Source organism: Paenibacillus violae, from assembly GCF_032461945.1.
Taxonomy (GTDB): domain Bacteria; phylum Bacillota; class Bacilli; order Paenibacillales; family NBRC-103111; genus Paenibacillus_E; species Paenibacillus_E violae.
This window is the reverse complement of sequence record NZ_JAWCUD010000001.1, coordinates 935,813-956,429: the sequence shown is the minus strand read 5'-3', so window position 1 is coordinate 956,429 and position 20,617 is coordinate 935,813. Positions and strand designations below refer to the sequence as shown.

Sequence of the window (20,617 nt, the reverse complement as noted above, 5' to 3'; positions counted from 1 at the left end):
CGGATGACTAGACGATGAATTTCTCACCCTGAATAACACGTGCGGCGATGTCGCGCTTCAGCTGGGTCGTATTGACAGCACTGCGTCTTGACAGTTTTTTCAAAATCGATAATTGCGTCCGAAGAACATCTCCTTCTTCCATCGTACTGAGCGCTTCCTTCGCGTATGCCTCAATTTTGTCAAATGCTTCATGCACGAAAACAGTTGTCACTTGAATCGCATTTTTCGCTTTCTCTTCACCACTTTTGGCAATCAGCTTTTGCGTACGAAGAAGTCCGCTCTCTCCAGCAAAAATCTGAATCATGATATCAGCCAAGTTGCTTAAGACTTCCTGATTTTTCTCTAAGGCCATGCCATACTTCTGAACGGCAAGTCCGCCAACCATTAAGAAGATCTTCTTCGCCATTGAGATCAAATGCGCCTCTTCAGCCAGTGTGCCTTCGAACGTTTGGCCCGGGACGATCGACAGCAATTCTCCTTGCAGTGCTTGCGCTTTTTGCATCAAAGGCAGCTCGCCTTTCATCGCCTTCTTCACGAGTGTACCCGGTATGAGCAGACGGTTAATTTCATTCGTCCCCTCGAAAATGCGATTAATCCGTGAATCGCGATAAATACGCTCAACTTTATACTCCTGAATGTAGCCGTATCCGCCATGAATTTGCACGCCTTCATCGGCAACAAAGTCCAAGACTTCCGATGCAAACACCTTATTAATCGAGCACTCTAACGCGTATTCAGAGATACCTTTCGCCGAGTGTTTGCCGGCATCGAGACTTGTATGGTCAATGTCTTTCAGAATTTGATCCATTAGTCCTGTCGTTCTATAAACCATGCTCTCCAGCATATAGGTTTGAATATTCATTTCAGCCAGCTTCTTCCCGATCAACGGGAATTTGGCTATCGGCGTATTGAACTGCTGGCGGGTATTCGCATATTTGGCCGACAATTCGATCGTTTCCTTGGATGCGCCCAAACAGCCTGTAGCCAATTTGTAACGGCCGATGTTCAAAATGTTAAAAGCAATCAGATGTCCCTTCCCAATTTCGCCAAGCAAATTCTCTACCGGAACTTTGACATCTTCAAAAAAGAGCGGTCTGGTCGACGAGCCTTTGATCCCCATCTTTTTCTCTTCCGGTCCCATCGTAAAACCCGGGTCGCCCTTTTCCACAATAAACGCTGTGAAATCCGTTCCATTAATTTTGGCATACACGATGAAAATGTCGGCAAAACCCGCATTCGTAATATACAGTTTGGAGCCATTTAACAGGTAATGTTTTCCATCATTAGAAAGGCGTGCAGTCGTTCTTGCACCTAATGCATCGGAGCCGGACGTTGGCTCTGTTAAGCAGTAAGCCGCAATCTTGGCGCCTGTCGCGAGATCCGGCAAATATTTTTTCTTCTGCTCAGGAGTTCCGAAAAATACAATAGGAAGCGTTCCGATTCCAACATGCGCTCCAATCGATAAAGCAAAGGCAGACGCTTGTGCCAGATTTTCACTAATAATCGTGGAACTAACCTTATCCAGTCCAAGACCGCCATAAATCTCCGGCACGTCAGCCCCGAGTAAGCCAAGCTCACCTGCGCTTCTCATCAATTTAACCGTCAAATCGTAATTGAGTTTCTCGATATGCTCATCATTCGGCAGCACTTCGCCCGCTACAAAATCACGCGTCGTCTCCGCGATCATGCGATGCTCCTCTGTAAAATCCTCCGGCGTCACGATATTGTGGAAATCGAGATCTGAAATGACAAAACTGCCGCCTACAACTTTATCTGACATGGTTCATCTCTCCTCAGAATGAATTGGACAAGGGTTAATAAATAGAATCATTAACAGGAGCTATTCCCGTTAATTACACGGGTTAAGCGTGAACCTGGAATACTCCAGCAGCGCCCATCCCACCGCCGATACACATCGAAACTACGCCATAACCGCCTCCACGCCGCTGCAGCTCATGAATCAATGAGGTCGTCAGCTTCGCGCCGGTACATCCAAGCGGATGCCCGAGGGCAATTGCGCCGCCGTTCACATTCACCAGCTCCTCGTTCAATCCGAGCTCGCGAATAATATGCAAGCATTGCGAAGCAAATGCTTCGTTGATTTCAAACAGATTCACCTGATCTTGGGTGATCCCCGCCATCTGCAGCGCCTTCGGAATCGCCTTCACCGGGCCAACCCCCATGATTTCCGGCTCCACACCGGAAAGTGCAAAAGATTTGAACGTCGCCAGCGGCTTCAACCCGAGCGCCTCCGCGCGCTCGCGGCTCATCAGCACGGCCGCCGCTGCGCCGTCCGACGTCTGTGACGCGTTGCCCGCCGTCACCGTGCCGTTCAAGCTGAACGCAGGCTTCAGCTTGGCAAGCACTTCCACGGATGTATCGAGGCGAACGCCCTCATCCGCGGCAAAAACAAACGAACGCTCAAACGCTTTGCCGCGTTCGTCAAGGCCCTTCACGCTCGTAGCCACCGGCACGATCTCATCCACGAACTTGCCGGCTGCAATCGCCGCAGCCGCCAGACGGTGGCTCCGCGCCGCGAAGCCATCCTGCGCTTCGCGCGAGATGCCGAAGCGCTGCGCCACAGCTTCGGCCGTATGCCCCATGCCCATGAACACCTCAGGCATGGTCTCAACAAGATGCGGATGCGGCGAGAACTTGAAGCCCGTCATCGGGACGTGGCTCATGCTCTCTACGCCTCCGGCGATGATCACCTCCGCGTGGCCCAGCATGATGCGCTCCGCCGCATAAGCGATGGCCTGCAGCCCGGAGGAGCAGAAGCGATTGACCGTGATCGCCGGCACGGTCACCGGAAAGCCCGCATAAAGCGACATCGTGCGGGCGAAGTTAAGCCCTTGCTCGCCCTCCGGCATCGCACAACCGATGATGATATCGTCAACATCGCCTTTATCGAGGCCAGGAGCCCTCCGCACAACCTCTTCCAAGACGGCTTTGCCCAGATCCTCCGCTCGCGTTTGAGCGAAGCTGCCTTTCTTTGCGCGTCCGACGGCGGTGCGCGTAATCGATACAATGACTGCTTCCTTCATCGTTTCTCACCTCAATTAGAGTAGTAACGCATGCTCTTTATGAATTTCCGGTCGAATTTTTGTTCCTATTTACATTTCCATTCATATCTCCGTTCGCTTGCACCACTAATTACGCAGCGGTTTTCCCTTGGAAAGCATATATTGCATACGTTGTTGTGTTTTCAACTCCCCGCACAGACTGAGGAAAGCTTCTCTTTCCAGATCAAGCAAATATTGCTCGGTGACGAGCGTGCCAGCCGGTACATTTCCACCTGCAAGCACATGCGCTAACTTGTTCGCGATAAGTACATCATGGTCGCTGATATAGCCGCCTTGCTTCATGGAGTAAGCGCCAACTTGCATAACTGCTTTGCCATTTTCGCCGACAACGCGAATCTTCTCTCGCACGGGTGGGGTATAACCTGCCGCATCCATACGCAAAACGGCTTGTTTAGCCTCATAAATCCGATAATCCGGATTGATAACAACTGTATCTTGAGGCCGCATATACCCGAGCCGTTTCGTATCATGCCCACTCGTCGAAACCTTGGCCATCGCCACAGTCTCGAAGCTTGCATTGATCCATGGTTGTAAATCTACTTCAGGATCACGCACCAGCGAACTCGCCCTTAACGCCAGTTCTTTACAGCCGCCACCGGCAGGAATTAAACCCACGCCAACTTCAACAAGTCCATAATACGTCTCCGATGAGTAAATGATTTGATCGGCCGGCATACAAGCTTCAACACCGCCGCCGAGCGTCATTTTGTGAGGCGCTGCCACTACCGGTTTATCCAAACCTTTGAGCTTCATCATGGAGTTTTGAAATAAACGGATAATACCGTCCACTTCATCCCATTCGCCGTCTTGCGCCTCCATAAGCAGCAGCATTAAGTTGGCGCCGACACAGAAGTTTTTCCCCTCGTTTGCGACGACAAGCCCACGGTAATTACTGCGAACTTCGTCTACACTCTGTTGAATCATGGTGAGAATATCTCCGCCTATGGCATTGTTTGGAGATTGAAACTCCAGGCAGGCAACTTCGTCGCCAATATCAATCAAATTCGCGCCGCTATTCGAACGAATGACTTTCTTTTGCTGCTTTAAAGCTGCCAGAGAGATCAACTCAGGCTTTGACTCAACGCCTTGGTACTCATTTTTTAAATAGTAGAAGCTTTGCCCTTCTTTACTTGTGTAGAAGCTGTCGTTGCCCGCAGCAATCCACGCTTTTACCCAATCAGGCACCTCGCTGCCTTCCGCCTCCATACGCTCCACAGAACGCTTAAGTCCAATAGCATCCCATGTTTCGAAAGGCCCCAAATCCCAATTAAATCCCCATTTGAGCGCATTATCGATCTCGACGATAGAGTCTGCAATTTCATCCAATTTTGCTGCAGAATATAACAGCACAGGTTTCAAAATGTTCCACGCCAACTCGGAATATCGATCTTTGCCGCCTAGCAGCGCCTTAAGCTTTCCGCCTGCACCTTTGGCCTGCTTAGCAGCTTCAAGGGAGACTGAACTGATTTTCCGGCTTGCTGCATACGTCATACTGTTTAAATCTAATGATTGGATTTCTTTTCCAGCTTCACTTTTCACTTTTTTATAAAAGCCTTGACCTGTCTTTTCCCCGATCCAGCCCTTTTCCACCATGGTCTGTAAAATAGCCGGTGTATCGAAAACAGCCTTCTCACTTGGATCTTCTACAAGCCCGAACACGTTATTTGCGACATGTACAAAAGTATCCAGACCGACCAAGTCCAGTGTTCGGAATGTCGCGCTTTTCGGCCGCCCCATCGCAGGACCTGTCACGGCATCGACTTCTTCAACGGAATATCCGTTGGTGAGCATTTCGCGCAGGGTAACCAGAAGTCCGTAAGTGCCAATCCGATTCGCAATAAAATTCGGCGTATCCTTGGCTTGCACGACGCCCTTCCCTAATTTTTTCTCGCAAAACTCAGTCATGAAAGAAACAATCGCCGGATCTGTGTGTTGACTGGGAATGACTTCCAACAGCTTCATATAGCGAGGGGGATTAAAGAAATGAGTGCCTAAGAAATGTTTTTTGAATTCATCGCCTACGGTCTCTGTCATTGCATGAATAGAAATACCGGAGGTGTTAGACGAAACTATCGTCCCGGGCTTCCATACCTTTTCAATTCGGCTTAATAACTGCTGCTTCGCCGGTAAATTTTCTACGATGACTTCAATGATCCAATCTACCTGGCCGAGTTTTGCCAAATCGTCTTCCAGGTTGCCTGGTGTCAGTCGCTCGATGAAAGCCTCACTGTATAAGGGTGCCGGGTTCGTCTTTTTGAGCTTATCCAGCGCGTTAACCGCAAGACGGTTCCGTACTTTCGGATGTTCCAGCGTTAATCCTGCGGCTTCTTCTTGCGGCAGCAATTGGGCCGGAACCATATCAAGCAATAAGACGGGAATACCTGCATTTGCCAAATGGGCAGCTATGCCGGAGCCCATCACACCGGAGCCGATAACGGCAGCAGTACGAATCTTTGTCATATGGAAATTTCCTCCTACATGAAATTTTCAGACTGTCTTACGCAGTTCCAAATACAGACAAGGCTAGAATTTCAGCGATATCTCGCGCTTTAACCTGCTCCTCTACCTCCTTCAGCTTCGTGCCATCCTCGACCATTGTTAAACAATAGGGACAGGCTGAGGTGATCACCGTCGGCTTCACACTCAATAGTTGCTCCGTGCGCGCTACATTAACGCGTGTGCCGGCCGTTTCTTCCATCCACATCATGCCGCCTCCGGCACCGCAGCACATACTGTTTTCACGGGAACGCGGTTGCTCCACAAGTACGGCCCCTGGAATCGCACGCAAGATACTGCGTGGCTCCTCATACACCTCGTTGTAACGGCCCAAGTAACAAGAGTCGTGATACGTGATGCGTTCATGCACCTCGTATTGCGGCTTCAAACGACCTTCTTTCACCCATACATCGAGCAGTTCCGTGTGATGAAAAACGTCGGCCTCCAAGCCAAATTCGGGGTATTCATTTTTGAAAATATGATACGTGTGTGGACAGGTCGTTACGATTTTCTGAACTTTATACTTTTGAAAAGTCGCAATATTGTCAGCACACAACTGTTGAAAAAGAAATTCATTCCCCATACGACGGGGGGTATCCCCGGAATTTTTCTCCTCATTCCCCAATATCGCAAAGGAGATGCCGGCTTCGTTCATCAGCTTCACAAATGCATGCGTAATTTTACGGCTGCGGTTATCATACGATCCCATTGATCCCAGGAAAAAGAGATACTCAAAATCGCGATTCTCCTTCACCGTACGAACGTTCAGCTCATTATTCGGATCTACTTCCTTCACCCATTTCACGCGATCATTCCGGGAGATTCCCCATGGATTTCCTTGACGCTCAATGTTTTGCAGGGCACGCTGTCCGTCATGCGGCATACTGCCTTGCGTCAACACTAGGTGTCTGCGCAGATCAACAATTTTATCTACATGCTCATTGCCGACTGGACATTGATCTTCGCAGTTGCGGCAGGTTGTGCAAGCCCAAAGCTCCTCCTCGGTGATGACACCGCCGATCAATTCCACCTCTAGCGGGTTATGCCCGCTATGTGTAGCGAAAGCTGCCGCCGGAACCCACGGCGATTTGGATGTGATAACAGCGCCCTTTTCCGTCAAATGATCACGAAGTTTCGTAATCAGATGCATGGGGGAAAGCAGCTTGCCGGTCGTATTGGCCGGGCAAACATTCGTGCAGCGCCCGCACTCCACACAAGAGTAGAAATCAAGCATCTGTTTTTGCGTAAAATCCTCCACTTTGCCGACACCGAATGATTCCGCTTCTTCGTCTTCCAAATCAAGCGAAGCCAATTTGCCGGTAGGTTCTGTGCGCCGGAGCAATATGTTAAGAGGTGCCGTAATAATATGAAAATGTTTGGATTGCGGGACGTAGATCAGAAAAGACAGCAAAATCAGCAAATGCATCCACCAACTGATATAAAACCCTATGGTCGCCCCAGTGTGCGAGAGACCGCTAAATATCCCGGCAAAAACGGATGAAATGGGTGCATAACCGGAAGCTCCCAACCCCTCTCGCACCCGCTCAAAACCACCGCTGACCACAACGGACAGCATGAGGAAAAAGATGAAAAACACGACAATACTGGGCTTCCAGCCCCGTTTTAAACGCTTAAGCTTTTCAATATAACGGCGATAAGTCGCATACCCCATAGCCAGCAGAATCAGCGCAACCGTCACTTCCTGGATGAATGTAAAATAGTCGTAACCGGGCATTGGCAGCCCACGGCCGATTAATCCTTTTAGAATCAGATCAAGGGCTCCTAGCTGTAAAATAAGAAAACCATAAAAGATGACGATGTGCATGATGCCACTTTTCTTATCCTTCAGCAGTTTCGTCTGACCGAACACCTGAATGGCAAACTCCTTCAACCGAGCTTTTGCTTCTTTCTTCAAATTCACTGATTTACCTAACTGGATGTACAAATACCGGTGGTACACAATTCGGCCAAACAAGAACAACGCACAGCCTGTAACCGCTAGAAACAATACAAACTGAATGAGCGAACCAATCATAGAGGACCTCCTCACCTGAAAAGATAGCGCTTACATGTAAACATCGTAAAAAAGCAAGTTCCATATGCCCCTATTTCCAGAGTTGAAAAATGCTTGATCGTTAGTGTAAGCCGGCTAACTTTCTTACTTGCTTCTTAAGCTGAATAAGTCGTTGACAAGGCGTACTACGTATTTTATGATGAAACTATAAAAATGAATGAGTATTCATTCACTGATATCTGTATCTTAACACCGAGGTGATCCCCTTGACAAGTAGCAAAAAACCAGACAAGTATTACGCCATTCTCGAAGGCGCTCTGAAAGTATTTGCAGAGAACGGCTTTCACAAATCACAAGTATCCCGAATTGCCAAGGAAGCCGGAGTGGCTGACGGAACCATCTACTTATATTTCAAAAAGAAGGAGGATATCTTGACCAGTCTGTTTCAAGAGAAATTAGGCGAGCTTGTGGAGAAGTTCAACACTGGCGTCAACGAACAGATGACAGCGAAGCAAGCCCTTTATAAAGTTTGTGAAATTCATTTCACCGAGCTTGAAGGGAATGTCAATCTGGCCTTTCTCACGCAAATCGAATTGAGACAAAGCGATTTGGAGCTGCGCAAAGAGATTGGCCTTGCACTCAAGAGATATATTATCCTCATTGAAAATATATTAGAAAGAGGCAAACAAGACGGGAGCTTCCGCGCCGATTTTGATGCGAAACTCGTAAGGCTTCTCATCTTTGGAGGCATGGATGAAGTTGTGACCTCCTGGCTCATCTCCGGGCAAAAGTATTCCTTAACCGCTCAAGTCGGCCCTACCGTTAACTTTTTCATGAAAGGCATCGAGGCTTAAGGGTCTGTATAACATGTATATTCAGGAAGGAGCTTGGCTATGGACATTTTTGTATTATTGAAGCAAACCTTTGATACAGAGGAGAAAATTGTTCTGCAAGCGGGGAGCGTTCAGGAAGATGGCGCCAAATTCGTCATTAATCCTTATGATGAATACGCTGTGGAGCAAGCTATTCAGCTGCGAGATGAATTCGGTGGCAAAGTCACCCTGCTCTCCGTAGGTCCCGACAGGACGGCTGAAGCCCTGCGTACCGCACTGGCTATGGGGGCAGACGAGGCTGTTCTTATCACCGATGAGCGCATTCAAGGCGATGAATATGAGGTTGCTGAAATTTTAGCACAATACCTGCGCAGTCAGTCTTTTGACCTCTTGCTAGGCGGTAACTTCTCTGTAGACAATGGAGCCGGTCAAGTCGCCATTCGCCTAGCGGCCCTTCTTGAAATCCCACATGCTGCATCCATTACTAAACTTGAAATCTCGGGTGCCGTGGCGGTTGCCCACCGAGATGCGGAAGGCGATATTGAAGTCATTGAGGTTCCGCTCCCTGCTCTCTTCACCGCACAGCAAGGTTTGAATGAACCTCGTTACCCTTCCCTGCCGGGCATCATGAAAGCGAAGAAAAAGCCTTTTCAACATTTAACCCTTGATGACATTGAAGGCGCTGATTCAGCTTCCGCCAAGACGACAAGACTTGAGTTAAAACTGCCTCCTGAACGCCAAGCTGGACGCATTCTCAAAGGCGAAATCGCGCAGCAGGTGACGGAGCTTGTCCAAGCGTTACGCAATGAATCCAAAGTGATTTAACGAAGGGGAGGCTACGATCATGGCTAAAACATTTCTTGTTGTCGCCGAAGCTCGCGGAGGCAAGCTGCGTCAGGTATCCTTTGAAGCCTTACGTGCTGCGCAGTTGTCTGCTGCGGAAGGCGATGCGATTCACGCTGCACTCATTGGCGGGAGCGGCACCAAAGCTCTAGCAAGCGAGCTCACTGCATATGGCGCGGAATCCATCTATGTTGTTGAGGATGCTGCTCTTGATAACTACAACTCGGAAGCCTATTTGAGCGCATTACTAGCCGTAACTGGCGTTGTGAAGCCAAATGCCTTGTATTACGGCCATACGGCTGCCGGCCGAGATCTGGCACCGCTGGCCGCAGCGAAGCTAGGCGCCGGCCAGCTGTCGGACGTAACGGAGATCTCGCGCAGCGGCGATCGCGTTGAATTCACCCGGCCGCTTTACGCTGGCAAAGCCGTTGAGAAGAAAGCGTTTACCGACCCGAATGGCCCGTGGGTCGTCACGATCCGACCGAACAACATTGCGCCGCAAGCGCCAGACGCCACGCGTCAGGCTTCGGTCATCGATGTTGCCTACCCAGCCCCCTCCCTGCGCAGCATCATTCGGGAGGTGGTTAAAAAAACGTCCGGCGCCATCGACTTGGCAGAAGCCAAGATCGTTGTCTCCGGCGGACGGGGCGTGCGCAGCGCCGAAGGCTTCCAGCCGCTCGAAGAGCTGGCTGCCGTCTTGGGCGGCGCTGTCGGGGCATCCCGCGGAGCCTGCGACGCGGGCTACTGCGAATACGCGATGCAAATCGGCCAGACCGGCAAGGTGGTGACGCCGGAGATCTACATCGCGTGCGGCATTAGCGGCGCCATCCAGCACCTTGCGGGGATGAGCTCTTCGCGCGTCATCATCGCGATTAACAAGGATGCCGAGGCGCCGATCTTTAAAGTAGCCGACTACGGCATTGTCGGCGATCTGTTCGAGGTCGTGCCGCTGCTGACCGAGGAGTTCCGGCAGCTGCTGAAATAGCTGCTCCGCTACTAGCTGCATAAACAGCCAAACTGGCGATCTTAGGGAACTGTGATCCGCTAATTCCCCCTTTCGGGGTGGATTAGCAGGTCTCCAGGGCAAATAGAGCCCTGCAGTTCCCCTAGATCTCACGTTTGGCTGTTTTAGCCTGAATAGCGCTCTCTAGTTCCTTTTTCCGGTTCGCCGAATGAACTCTTCTCTTGAAATTTTGATGTTATTCCAGTAAACTCATCGTACATTCCAGATGTTAGGAGTTCTCATCATGTCCATGACCCCAACCGATGTTGTTCAACATTTTTTTGCGAAAGCTCGCTCCGGTTTACAACCTGATGCCGCTCATGATTACATGGCTGAGCACGTGCTGGCCCATCAAATGACGGGAGAAAACGAAACCACCGTTCACCGCACACCGGCCAATTATGCGGATCACGTCAGGGAGATGATTGCAGCTTACGGTGATTTCCAGCTCGAAATCCAAGAAATGATCGCGCAGAATGATCGTGTCTACGTACGCTGGAAGCAAACCGGCACACATATCGGCGAGGTAGACGGATTTGCGCCCACAGGCAAAACAATCATCGAGATTGCAAGCGCTGTTTATCGCATCGAAAACGAACGAATCGTCGAATACTGGATTCAAATCGACCGCGAAGGCATTCGTTTGCAGCTTCAACGAAATGCTTGAAACCCTCTGATTTTCACGCTTAAAAAATCAAAAAAAACACATCGTCACCCGTTTATTCGGACGCGATGTGTTTTTGCATATCAATCCATGTATTTACTAACCTGTTATCGAAAAAACTCTTTAAACTGTTTAATGACTTCTTCAGGCTGCTCTTCTGCAATCCAATGTCCGGTTTTTTTAAGTTCAACCACTTTCGGATTCCTTGTATTTTCCTTTAGGAAAGGACCTAGATCGCTAATGCCCGTTGAACCATAGATACCCAAGACCGGCATAGATAGTTTTTTATAGGTGTTGAAATCGTCGATATCCTGGCGAAATGTACGAAACCAATCATTAGCTGCGCGAAGTGCATCAGGTTTTGCATAGGCCGCGAGATAGATCGACTTTTCTTGTGGGGTAAGAGCAGGTTTGTCATAGGATAAATAATCGTAAGCCCAATTGTAGGCTATGTCTAGATTTTTACCATGCAGTAATTGTTCCGGCAAATTGGGTACAGCGTTAAACGCCCACCACCACGGAAACTTTACACGGGCTGGATTACTCTCATCGTACGAGCCAGATGGTGCCACGAGAGGTAACTTCAGCATGTTGTTGTCTGGATGTGAAATGTCAAGCATGGCTAGTTTTTTTGTGGCTTGCGGGTAATTGGCTGCGAAAGCATAAGCAACCGTGGACCCGATATCATGGCCTGCAATATAAATATTCTTATAGCCCAGCTCGTTCATCAATGCATAAATATCGGATGCCATCGTTTTCTTGTCATAGCCGGTTGTAGGCTTATCGGAACTGCCCATTCCTCGAATATCGATGGAATAAACATGATAATGCTTAGCTAACTCAGGCATTATTTTGCGATATTCATACCACGTTTCGGGCCATCCTGGCAGCAAAAATAGCGGTTCGCCTTTGCCGCCTTCCACATAGTGAAGTTTGATTCCATTGACCGTTTTAGTTCCATTCTGAAAGCCCGGAAGCGTTTTAACTAGTTCTTCGTCCTGATTATCGTTACTACCCGATTCCGAAGTCGCAGTAATAAATGTCGGTTCTGCTGCCGTTGCGACATTTTGCTTGTAGGTTGCCAAGCTTACGGGGAGAAGCATTAGCGTTATGATCAGCAGTCTCGCCATCCTTAGAGCCTTAAATTGAGTTCTTGGCATCACAATTCCTCCAATGTCTTCATCATTTCTCCATCAGAAGTTAAGTTTCCCTAGCACATTAACCCATATACAAGACGTTAGGCGCAAGAATTAGATCTTTAGAACAATCTCTCCGTTCAGCTTTCACTTTTAAATTAGCCATATGGATTCTTATTAATGAATATAATAATGAAATTGCACATTCTACACACTGCAAGGGGGTTCTCATGGATATTTCAAAAATAAAAATTATTATGTTTGATACGTTTGGTACTGTGATGGATTGGCACGGTGCTATTGTAGATACCGGTATTTGTTTAGGAAATAAGTATGGTTTCTCGATAGATTGGAATTCCTTTGCAAATTCATGGAGAGTGGAAAGTTATATTAATGCAGTGGATGAAATAGTCAAAGGTTTAAGGCCCTGGGAAACAAATGATGTGATTAATAAAAGAAAATTACTTGAGTTAATTGAGCGTTATAGAATCTCGTTTATGAGTACAGAGGATGTCGAAAAACTTAATTTAATTTGGCATCGGTTAAGGCCATGGTGCGATTCTTTACCTGGTTTATTACAACTGAGCAAAAAATATAGGTTAGGTCCCTTCTCTAACGGTGATTTTAGACTTTTACTAGATATGGAGAAATATTGGAACCTACCATGGGACTTTATTATATCAGGTCAAATGTTTAAAAAATTTAAGCCTGATCCAACTATTTATGTGGATGCAGTGAATCTCCTTGGTGGAAATCCTCAAGAAATATTGATGGTTGCAGCTCATCCTACGGACTTGGACGGTGCTGCTAATGCTGGCATCTCAACGGTCTATATTCCTCGCCCAATCGAATTTGGTAAACATAGCGGCTACGTTGAACCACCGGGGAATACTAAACCAGATATGATTGTAAGTGACCTTGTATGCTTAGCAAATATTTTAGGAACATGTTAGCAGCTTCAACGATATCTAGAAGTCTTTACGCAATTGAATCTGAATGGATTAGTTTACATAAGCGTCCGATTGAATTTTTCTGATAGCCGATCAATAACGGAATTTATATTGGCATCATCAACAAGCGAAATTTTATCAGCTTTAAATAGCTGTATTTTTTTAAACTGATAATAGTCGTTCAGCACTTCCTTTATTGTTGTTTGATTGTTGAGCAAATATCTAACACTAGTGATTTCGTGTAGCAAAAGATCATCTTGCAGCAAAATAAACTTTTCGTTGATTGTGTTAAAAATACCCTTGTCTTTTCCTTGTCGATAAAAGCGGAGAGAATTTTCTTCGCGCTTCTGCAATACGCCCTTAAGCATGTTGTAGAGGTCAGGATACGCTATTTGCAAATCTTTCATTAAAACGTCAGTAATATACTCTACGAGTGATACTGATTGTTCAAACAGCTGCTGAAACCAGACGCAAAAATACGATTCATCTTCGTTTTCTTTACTCTCCTCAAGCCTTTCGATGTAATCTACGATCATGCGAACTACACCATCCATAACATCCTCTTTAGATGGAAAATGCCTATACATAGTCGCTCGACTTACGTCCATATTTTTCGCGATATCGTCCATCCTTAAATGTTGAAAACCGTCTCTACTGACGGATACAATTAGTTTCTTTAGTAGTTTCGTTTTAGCATCCTGTTTTACTGGGGCATTCATTTTAAATTCCTCCTTCAATCTTTCTATTCTACAATACAGTTTAATCAAATGAAACATTTGATACACTTGAGACGTTTAATACACTTTTTGTTTACTTAGTATCTATATCGTGCTATGATGTGATCATTCTTCAAGCCTCTTCTTTAGCGATTGACCCCGAAATGGTGGATCGATTTGGCGAGTTAGGAGAACGATTGATTAGTATGTAATTCATTATTAAAGCGCAATATTATTCAGAGGAGGAATTAAATCATGACGACTCAGAACGAATACAGAATTACTCCACAAACACCGATCTCATCGGGCTTTGGCGCGGAAACGACCGCTTTGGAAATTGTTAACGGCATAAATCTAAACGGTAAAATCGCAATCGTAACCGGTGGACATTCCGGTATTGGTCTTGAAACGACTCGGGCGCTGGCAGCGGCTGGCGCTACAGTCATAGTAGCAGCTCGTACTCCCGAGCAAGCCGGTACCGCTCTTGCCGGTATTACTGGCGTAGAAATAGAAAAACTCGATCTGTCTGATCCTGCGTCCATCGACAAATTCGCTCAACATTTCCTTGATTCCGGCAGACCGCTTCACTATTTGTTCGCAAACGCGGGTATTATGGCACCTCCACTAGTTCGCGATGCACGCGGCTATGAATCTCAATTTGCTACGAATCACTTGGGCCACTTCCAATTGACATTGCGTCTATGGTCGGCATTGAAGCAAGCAAGGAACGCTCGAGTCATATCGCTTTCCTCAGCTGGAGTTCGTTTCGGCGGTGTTGACTTCGAAGATCCTAACTTTGAAAAGCACGAATACGATAAATGGAAAGCTTACGGCCAGTCAAAATCGGCCAATGCTTTGTTTGCGGTCGGCCTGGACAAGCGCGGGTATGCGGATGGAATCCGTGCGTTCTCCGTGCATCCAGGCCGAATTGACACTGAACTTGCTCGTTTTTTATCTGATCAAGAGCGTGGTGTTGGTGGCATATTCAAAACAACAGAGCAAGGAGCAGCAACAAGCGTTTGGTGTGCAACAAGCCAGCAGTTGGAAGGAAAAGGCGGCGTATACTGCTTGGACTGCAACATTGCTGAGTTAATCGCTGACTTTAAGATGGGAGATATGAGCCAACAGTATCATGGCGTTCTTCCTTGGGCCGTCGACCCTGACATGGCAGAACGCTTGTGGATCATGAGCGAGGAAATGACCGGCGTGAAATTTGAAGGCTAAACTGATTCTATATGAACCATTAGTTTAGTTTAGGCACTAGCTAATGCAAAAACGGGCTGTCTCATCTTGAGACAGCCCGTTTTGCGTACATTATAAAGAATTTCTCAAAATATTTCTGACATCTTCTTTTGAAAGAGGGACATAGCTCCCTATTTGATCGGCAAGCATAGACCTTTCTGTCATCAATTCAATTTCCTTGTCATCGATGCCATAATCCGACAGCTTCGTAGGCGCTCCAATGGATTCCCAAAAATTCTTGAGAGACTGAATCGCTTCCGCTGCTAATTGGGCATCCGTTTTTCCTGTTGGATCCAGATCGAATACACGAACACCCAACTGTGCGATTTTCTCTGGACGTACCGCCGCGACATGTTCCATCCAGTGCGGGGCAATGATCGCAATCCCACCGCCATGAGGGATGTCATGGACAGCTGATACGGCATGTTCGATTAGATGAGTCGACCAATCCGGACTGACACCCATTGCAGTTAGCCCGTTTAAAGCCAGTGTTCCATTTAATAACATGATTTCGCGATATTCGTAATTGTTCAGATCGTTCACTAGCTTAGGCGCGGTCTCGATAACGGTGCGAAGAATCGCTTCTCCAATTCTTTCTTGAAGAGGTGCATTGCTAGAACCATGAAAATATTGTTCGAAGACATGTGACATAATATCAACACTGCCGTATACCGTTTGATCCCGAGGTACTGAGATTGTGAGCTCTGGATCTAAAACACTGAATCTTGGAAGCACATGATTGGAGTTAAAGAATGCTTTCGTATTCGTTTCCCAATTCGTAATGACGGAATTTCCGTTCATTTCTGATCCCGTTCCCGCTATTGTTATAACTGTGCCAATCGGTACCGAATTAGAAGGGGCACTAACCTTACTAGTCACGATATCCCATACGTCGCCATCGTATGGCACACCCGCGGCAATGGCTTTAGCACCATCAATGACGCTGCCGCCGCCCACTGCAAGAATAAAATCAAGCTGATTTTCTCTTATGAGGTTAATCCCTCTTTGCACGGTTGTTAGTCTTGGATTCGGTTCAACCCCTCCTAATTCAATGACAAATGCACCGATTTCCTTCAGTTCATTGATAACTTTATCGTACAGTCCAATTTTTTTTATGCTTCCTCCACCGTACACTAGCAAGATGCGTTTGCCGTAAGCAGGAATTTCTTTTTTCAGGCTGCTTATTTGACCTTTTCCAAACAAAAGTTTAGTCGGGTTTTGAAATTCAAAGTTTTGCATATTCGTTATTCCTCTCTCCATTGAGATTATATTTGTTGACCAAGTCATTCATAAATTGTGCCAAATGTGTTGAAATGCACATCACCTCCTTTAAACAAACATTCATATATTACAAATTATCAATATGATTTAATAAAAAAATTTATATTTTGCAAATTGTCGATATATTAGCTCTAAGAAAAATTGAATTCTAAGAATGAATTCAATTTTCTCTATATTGATGAGATTATTTATGAAGAAAACGACCAATATCATTAATCGCATCTTCATTTCTTCTGTAGTAAGTCCATTTCCCTAAACGTGTCGCATGCACCAGTCCTGCTCTTTGGAGCATTGAGAGATATTGCGAAGCTGTAGATTGATTCATCTTTAATTTTTCAGTTATTTGACTCACACATACCCCAACTGTAAGAAGATCAGCCCCTTCCTGGGGTGAAAAATGGGTTGATGGATCCTTCAGCCATTCTAAAATTTGAATACGCGCTTCATTGGATAGTGCCTTAAAAATCTCAATTGAATTGTTCATGTCACCCATTATATATTACAAATTTGTAATATGTCAAATCATTAATGCCAGCTATATTTACGATCACCCACGACCTCTACCAACCTGCTCATCCAGCCACGCTGCCAAATCCCCCATTACTTCCTCACGGTTCGCTTCATTCAGCATCTCATGCCGCCCGCCTGGATAAAGCTTGCTGGTGACGTTCTGGAGCCCGAGATTCTCATACATCCGTATGAGCTTTCGCACCCCTTTCCCATGTCCACCAACAGGATCTTCTTCACCGGAAAAAATATAGAGCGGTATCTCCTTCGGTATCCGCTGCACATGTGCGGGACGATGTATCTCCTTCAGTCCTTTGAAGAAATCTCTAAAAAATCCTGAAGTAAACACGACACCACAGTAAGGATCAGCCACGTATTTATCCACTTCCACCGGATCAGTGCTTAACCAGTCGAAAGACGTACGATTAGGTGTGAATTTTTTATTATACGCACCAAAAGACAACCCCGTCAGCAGCGAACTCCGGTGATGATCTCCCCGAATGGCTGCTTCGCAAGAAGCTAACGCGATTCCAACGTTAAGAGCAGCGCCCTCACTGCCATTAGAGCCTGATAATATGATTCCTTGTACTTGGTTGGGATTTTGACTGAGGTAAGTACCCATGTAATATTGTGTCAAAAAGGAGCCCATGCTGTGCCCCATCACGAATAAGGGGAGCTCCTCCTGATGCCGTTTCCGAATTTGTCCTGTCAGTTGGCCCATATTTCCCGCCATCCGCCGAAAGCTGTCTTTCCCAAACTTGCCAACGGCATCCGGCGATCCGGCAGTTCGCCCATGCCCCAAATGATCGTTCGCATACACGGCATACCCGCTTTTCGTCAACCTCTCGGCCAGTCTCTCGTATCGTTCAGCCGTTTCGGCCATTCCGTGTGCAATCTGCACAAGCCCTTTCATTGTAACCGCTTCCTCAGGAAGCCATTCATAAACATAATGATTCACATTTTGATCATCACGCCAAAAAAAGTACTGTTTGCGCATATCACCTGCATCCCCCTTACCCTGCAATTGCATATATTCTCTTCAGTATACTGCTCTTTGCACATGAAAACAGCCCCTTTCCGAAGAAAGCGGGCTGATCGGTAAAATACGTATAATAGCTAAACTTTACTCGTTTGTTTGACTGATTTCACAGCTTGCAGCTGCGATTGTGCTTGCGAAGGTGTGTCAAACCGTTTTCTCTCTGTTTTATCGATTTGCGCAATTTTACCGTCGTGTACCACAATTTGTACCGATCCGTATTCTAACCCATTCAACATTTGCTTAATTCTATCCACCCAAATGTCATCTAACTCTAGTGGCTTCGCCATCTCAATTTCCTCCGCTTCTTAATCAGATCGTCCAATCATTCCAATCGTTTTTCTGTTTCTGAATGAAGGATAGCCAATTGCTTGTTTTCTCCAATAGTTCCTTGGTCGCTCCGGAAGTCGAATACGTATGATCAGCCTGATAGACCAGATCCAGATCGCACTGCCCTTCATTGCGCAGCCAGAACATCTTTTGATATAAAGGGGCATAATCAACTGGGATAACTTCATCCGCTGTTCCGTGTATGACGAGTACATCGCCATTAAATTTGCGCAGTTGTTCAAACGGCTGGTGCTGCGCAAGTGTATCAAAGAATCGGCTGGTAAGTGAATATCCATGATGATCGATGGCGCCGCCAAGTGGTAATTTCTCATATTCATTTCTGCCAACAATTCGAACGATATCATTATGCGGATGGGCTACTGCCGACCATAGTACGAGAGTTTTAACACGGGAATCTTTCGCCGCTGTCAGAACCGCTGTAGCTCCGCCCAAACTATGTCCAACCAATATCACGCGGCTCAAATCGACGCAATCAATTGTTAATGCATAATCAATCACTCTGCGCGTTTGATCAATGAGAACGTCCAGACCGCCTGCACCATAATCCCCTGTGCTGTCACCGCAGCCGCCATAATCAAACCGCAAGACCAAATAGCCTTTTGAGCTAAACTCACGTGCTGCCTTCACAAATAACCGATCCACCCCGATCCGGCTGCCGATGAATCCATGACAGATGATAATCAACGGCCAGCGCTGACAATCAGCTTTTGCAGCTCCTGTTTGATTCGTTGGGTAATGCAGTGTAGCCGACAATTCAATGTCGTCGCTTTGTATAGTGATGGCATGCTCCATGATGTTTACTCCCTTTCGTATAATTCCGATAAGATTAGTATGAATTAGTTATATACCAATATTAGCATCCGCGTACGAGGGTGTCAATCCTGTTTTTAACAAAATTTCGGTAAACATAGGTTGATTTGAAAAGACCCTCACTAAAGTTATCTCCAAGTGAGAGTCTTTCCATATTTGGCATGCATTAACCACGTTTCATTCGTTGTCTGCTCACAAATTGCTTATACTGGAAGTAAATCGTGCAGCCTACACAATAACCGAGCAATGCCGCACCGGCTGCCAAAAGCAAGCCTACCGCAAAGAGATAACCCACCAAAGACCAACCCACTGCGAAAGCTAAGGAGGATATGGAAAGAAATAGGACAGCCAAAGCATTGTTAAACTTAGTCAACTCAAGTGCTTGCGTTTCTGTTCGATTTTCCGGAAAAAACCTCTTTAAGACCGAGATGAATAGGTTCCACTTCGCTCCTCCAGCTAATCCAAGTACCTGTATTGCCCACAGAATAGCAACTAACCAAGGCCACTGAAACGCTATTGCCAGTAGAACAAAGACAACAATTCCTGTTTGATTCGCCTTCACAAGGGATATCGGGACTTCTCTCATTTGCGTCACTCCTAATTCGCTAACCAGTCCTTGATCGCGTAATCTTTCTTCGCTAAGCCTTGATCGACCAAAAATTTCTTCGTTTCTTCAATCAGTTTCAGTCCGTCAGGTTGCGCTGCCTCTACTGGCCATTGCTCAATTTTAAAAGATGCTTTCACAACATCCAGCGGATAACCCGATGCTTCGGCATAAAATTTGAAATATTCTTCGTTGTTTTCACGAATTTCTTTGACCGCTCTGGTGCGCAGATCATTCCACAGCTTAGGAAATTGCGGGTTTTTGGCCAGATAATCCTCCGTCACCACGGTCAAGCTGGAGCCTTGCAAAAGCGGATGACTGGCAGCTTCGTCAATCGCCACATACCCTTTCTTCAGCAATAAGGGTCCGAAACCAGTCGGGTACGCATAAGCGGCAATATCTCCACGAGATAAGGCGGCTTCTGCATCAGCAGGCAATAAGTGCAAGATTTTCACATCCTTATCAAGCCCCTTCTCTTTCAATAGGCTAGTTAAATAACGGCTCATATAAGAACCTTGTGAAGTAGCTACTTTTTTACCTTTGAGATCATCCAACGACTTGGAACCGTCCGCTTTCGCAACCAGCCAGGCATTCATATTCACTTGCGTGACGTTGATTAACCGCGTCTTCAAACCTGCCGCTTTCCCATTGATCGCCGGCGTGTCGCCATAGATGCCAACGTCAAGCGTTCCTGCCGAGATAGCCTCGTTTAAGTTGGGTCCGTTAGGAAATGTGAAGTATTTGAACTCTTTAACCCCATATTTCTTTAACTCACTTTCTAAGTATCCTTTGGATTGCGCCCAACCTTCAGGTCCGGTAATCGTCTTGTTATTGTTTGCTGAAATAAATCCGATTCGCAGTGTTTCAGGTAGTGAAATTTTTGCGTCTGATGCCGCATTGGAGGCTGCCGGAGCCGCGGTTTTCTCTGTTTTAGCCCCGCAAGCCGCTAATAAAAAGGTAAATAAAGTTAAAATGAGCGCAAGGTTGATCACCTTCACAGTGCTCTGTTTCATATGTCTTGACCCCCTGATTCGTAAATGAAATGAAT

The 20,617-nt window shown here is 46.6% G+C and carries 19 protein-coding genes; 6 read left to right on the top strand and 13 right to left on the bottom strand.

Going from position 1 to position 20,617, the window contains the following annotated elements:
• Window positions 1-7: 7 nt before the first annotated feature.
• From RQP52_RS04190 to RQP52_RS04175, 4 genes are all read right to left on the bottom strand, one after another.
• Window positions 8-1,780: an acyl-CoA dehydrogenase family protein gene (locus RQP52_RS04190; protein WP_315949650.1), complete on the bottom strand. Its 1,773-nt coding sequence runs from the start codon at window positions 1,778-1,780 to the stop codon at window positions 8-10.
• A gap of 82 nt (window positions 1,781-1,862) precedes the next feature.
• Complete coding sequence (locus RQP52_RS04185) at window positions 1,863-3,044, bottom strand: acetyl-CoA C-acyltransferase (RefSeq protein WP_315949649.1); 1,182 nt, start codon at window positions 3,042-3,044, stop codon at window positions 1,863-1,865.
• A 105-nt stretch (window positions 3,045-3,149) separates the two neighbouring features.
• A complete protein-coding gene (locus RQP52_RS04180; RefSeq protein WP_315949648.1) occupies window positions 3,150-5,543 on the bottom strand; it encodes a 3-hydroxyacyl-CoA dehydrogenase/enoyl-CoA hydratase family protein in 2,394 nt (797 codons plus the stop codon).
• 37 nt (window positions 5,544-5,580) lie between these two features.
• Window positions 5,581-7,614, bottom strand: coding sequence for a (Fe-S)-binding protein (locus RQP52_RS04175; RefSeq protein ID WP_315949646.1), 2,034 nt, complete (start codon window positions 7,612-7,614; stop codon window positions 5,581-5,583).
• Between the two features lie 245 nt (window positions 7,615-7,859).
• On the opposite strand from RQP52_RS04175, the gene RQP52_RS04170 reads away from it, so the two are divergent.
• The 4 genes from RQP52_RS04170 to RQP52_RS04155 all read left to right on the top strand — a co-directional run bounded on the left by RQP52_RS04170 (window position 7,860) and on the right by RQP52_RS04155 (window position 10,939).
• On the top strand, window positions 7,860-8,447 hold the full coding sequence (locus RQP52_RS04170) for a TetR/AcrR family transcriptional regulator (RefSeq protein WP_315949645.1): 588 nt from the start codon (window positions 7,860-7,862) through the stop codon (window positions 8,445-8,447).
• Window positions 8,448-8,486: 39 nt separating this feature from the next.
• A complete protein-coding gene (locus RQP52_RS04165; RefSeq protein WP_315949643.1) occupies window positions 8,487-9,251 on the top strand; it encodes an electron transfer flavoprotein subunit beta/FixA family protein in 765 nt (254 codons plus the stop codon).
• A 19-nt stretch (window positions 9,252-9,270) separates the two neighbouring features.
• Window positions 9,271-10,254 (top strand): electron transfer flavoprotein subunit alpha/FixB family protein, encoded by a 984-nt coding sequence (locus RQP52_RS04160; protein ID WP_315949641.1) that lies wholly within the window; start codon window positions 9,271-9,273, stop codon window positions 10,252-10,254.
• A 268-nt stretch (window positions 10,255-10,522) separates the two neighbouring features.
• The gene (locus tag RQP52_RS04155) at window positions 10,523-10,939 is read left to right on the top strand and encodes an ester cyclase (RefSeq protein ID WP_315950382.1); all 417 of its coding nucleotides are present in this window, start codon (window positions 10,523-10,525) and stop codon (window positions 10,937-10,939) included.
• 104 nt (window positions 10,940-11,043) lie between these two features.
• Here the strand turns inward: RQP52_RS04155 and RQP52_RS04150 are convergent, their stop codons facing one another.
• The gene (locus RQP52_RS04150) at window positions 11,044-12,096 is read right to left on the bottom strand and encodes an alpha/beta fold hydrolase (protein ID WP_315949640.1); all 1,053 of its coding nucleotides are present in this window, start codon (window positions 12,094-12,096) and stop codon (window positions 11,044-11,046) included.
• Window positions 12,097-12,302: 206 nt separating this feature from the next.
• Here RQP52_RS04150 and RQP52_RS04145 point away from each other — a divergent pair, with 206 nt between their 5' ends.
• Complete coding sequence (locus RQP52_RS04145; RefSeq protein WP_315949639.1) at window positions 12,303-13,025, top strand: HAD-IA family hydrolase; 723 nt, start codon at window positions 12,303-12,305, stop codon at window positions 13,023-13,025.
• 53 nt (window positions 13,026-13,078) lie between these two features.
• Here RQP52_RS04145 and RQP52_RS04140 read toward each other — a convergent pair whose 3' ends face one another.
• Window positions 13,079-13,741 (bottom strand): TetR/AcrR family transcriptional regulator, encoded by a 663-nt coding sequence (locus RQP52_RS04140; protein ID WP_315949638.1) that lies wholly within the window; start codon window positions 13,739-13,741, stop codon window positions 13,079-13,081.
• A 252-nt stretch (window positions 13,742-13,993) separates the two neighbouring features.
• On the opposite strand from RQP52_RS04140, the gene RQP52_RS04135 reads away from it, so the two are divergent.
• Complete coding sequence (locus RQP52_RS04135) at window positions 13,994-14,962, top strand: SDR family NAD(P)-dependent oxidoreductase (protein WP_315949636.1); 969 nt, start codon at window positions 13,994-13,996, stop codon at window positions 14,960-14,962.
• Between the two features lie 90 nt (window positions 14,963-15,052).
• On the opposite strand, the gene RQP52_RS04130 is transcribed toward RQP52_RS04135, so the two are convergent.
• The 7 genes from RQP52_RS04130 to RQP52_RS04100 form a co-directional block, all read right to left on the bottom strand.
• A complete protein-coding gene (locus tag RQP52_RS04130; RefSeq protein ID WP_315949635.1) occupies window positions 15,053-16,219 on the bottom strand; it encodes an iron-containing alcohol dehydrogenase in 1,167 nt (388 codons plus the stop codon).
• A gap of 226 nt (window positions 16,220-16,445) precedes the next feature.
• On the bottom strand, window positions 16,446-16,745 hold the full coding sequence (locus tag RQP52_RS04125; RefSeq protein ID WP_315950381.1) for an ArsR/SmtB family transcription factor: 300 nt from the start codon (window positions 16,743-16,745) through the stop codon (window positions 16,446-16,448).
• A gap of 63 nt (window positions 16,746-16,808) precedes the next feature.
• Window positions 16,809-17,765 carry an alpha/beta hydrolase gene (locus RQP52_RS04120; protein WP_315949634.1) on the bottom strand — a complete coding sequence of 319 codons (957 nt, stop codon included), beginning with the start codon at window positions 17,763-17,765 and terminating at the stop codon, window positions 16,809-16,811.
• 119 nt (window positions 17,766-17,884) lie between these two features.
• On the bottom strand, window positions 17,885-18,094 hold the full coding sequence (locus RQP52_RS04115; protein ID WP_315949633.1) for a YezD family protein: 210 nt from the start codon (window positions 18,092-18,094) through the stop codon (window positions 17,885-17,887).
• A gap of 22 nt (window positions 18,095-18,116) precedes the next feature.
• Window positions 18,117-18,947, bottom strand: coding sequence for an alpha/beta hydrolase family protein (locus RQP52_RS04110; RefSeq protein WP_157324812.1), 831 nt, complete (start codon window positions 18,945-18,947; stop codon window positions 18,117-18,119).
• Window positions 18,948-19,131: 184 nt separating this feature from the next.
• Window positions 19,132-19,551, bottom strand: a complete 420-nt coding sequence (locus tag RQP52_RS04105; protein WP_315949632.1) for a DUF4395 domain-containing protein — start codon at window positions 19,549-19,551, stop codon at window positions 19,132-19,134.
• 11 nt (window positions 19,552-19,562) lie between these two features.
• On the bottom strand, window positions 19,563-20,582 hold the full coding sequence (locus tag RQP52_RS04100) for an ABC transporter substrate-binding protein (protein WP_315949631.1): 1,020 nt from the start codon (window positions 20,580-20,582) through the stop codon (window positions 19,563-19,565).
• Between the last annotated feature and the right edge of the window lie 35 nt (window positions 20,583-20,617).

Excerpts from the sequence above, each read along its gene's own strand:
- RQP52_RS04190 (WP_315949650.1), bottom strand. The coding sequence starts at position 1,780 with ATGTCAGATAAAGTTGTAGGCGGCAGTTTTGTCATTTCAGATCTCGAT.
- RQP52_RS04185 (WP_315949649.1), bottom strand. The coding sequence starts at position 3,044 with ATGAAGGAAGCAGTCATTGTATCGATTACGCGCACCGCCGTCGGACGC.
- RQP52_RS04180 (WP_315949648.1), bottom strand. The coding sequence starts at position 5,543 with ATGACAAAGATTCGTACTGCTGCCGTTATCGGCTCCGGTGTGATGGGC.
- RQP52_RS04175 (WP_315949646.1), bottom strand. The coding sequence starts at position 7,614 with ATGATTGGTTCGCTCATTCAGTTTGTATTGTTTCTAGCGGTTACAGGC.
- RQP52_RS04165 (WP_315949643.1), top strand. The coding sequence starts at position 8,487 with ATGGACATTTTTGTATTATTGAAGCAAACCTTTGATACAGAGGAGAAA.
- RQP52_RS04160 (WP_315949641.1), top strand. The coding sequence starts at position 9,271 with ATGGCTAAAACATTTCTTGTTGTCGCCGAAGCTCGCGGAGGCAAGCTG.
- RQP52_RS04155 (WP_315950382.1), top strand. The coding sequence starts at position 10,523 with ATGACCCCAACCGATGTTGTTCAACATTTTTTTGCGAAAGCTCGCTCC.
- RQP52_RS04150 (WP_315949640.1), bottom strand. The coding sequence starts at position 12,096 with ATGCCAAGAACTCAATTTAAGGCTCTAAGGATGGCGAGACTGCTGATC.
- RQP52_RS04145 (WP_315949639.1), top strand. The coding sequence starts at position 12,303 with ATGGATATTTCAAAAATAAAAATTATTATGTTTGATACGTTTGGTACT.
- RQP52_RS04140 (WP_315949638.1), bottom strand. The coding sequence starts at position 13,741 with ATGAATGCCCCAGTAAAACAGGATGCTAAAACGAAACTACTAAAGAAA.
- RQP52_RS04135 (WP_315949636.1), top strand. The coding sequence starts at position 13,994 with ATGACGACTCAGAACGAATACAGAATTACTCCACAAACACCGATCTCA.
- RQP52_RS04130 (WP_315949635.1), bottom strand. The coding sequence starts at position 16,219 with ATGCAAAACTTTGAATTTCAAAACCCGACTAAACTTTTGTTTGGAAAA.
- RQP52_RS04125 (WP_315950381.1), bottom strand. The coding sequence starts at position 16,745 with ATGAACAATTCAATTGAGATTTTTAAGGCACTATCCAATGAAGCGCGT.
- RQP52_RS04120 (WP_315949634.1), bottom strand. The coding sequence starts at position 17,765 with ATGCGCAAACAGTACTTTTTTTGGCGTGATGATCAAAATGTGAATCAT.
- RQP52_RS04115 (WP_315949633.1), bottom strand. The coding sequence starts at position 18,094 with ATGGCGAAGCCACTAGAGTTAGATGACATTTGGGTGGATAGAATTAAG.
- RQP52_RS04110 (WP_157324812.1), bottom strand. The coding sequence starts at position 18,947 with ATGGAGCATGCCATCACTATACAAAGCGACGACATTGAATTGTCGGCT.
- RQP52_RS04105 (WP_315949632.1), bottom strand. The coding sequence starts at position 19,551 with ATGAGAGAAGTCCCGATATCCCTTGTGAAGGCGAATCAAACAGGAATT.
- RQP52_RS04100 (WP_315949631.1), bottom strand. The coding sequence starts at position 20,582 with ATGAAACAGAGCACTGTGAAGGTGATCAACCTTGCGCTCATTTTAACT.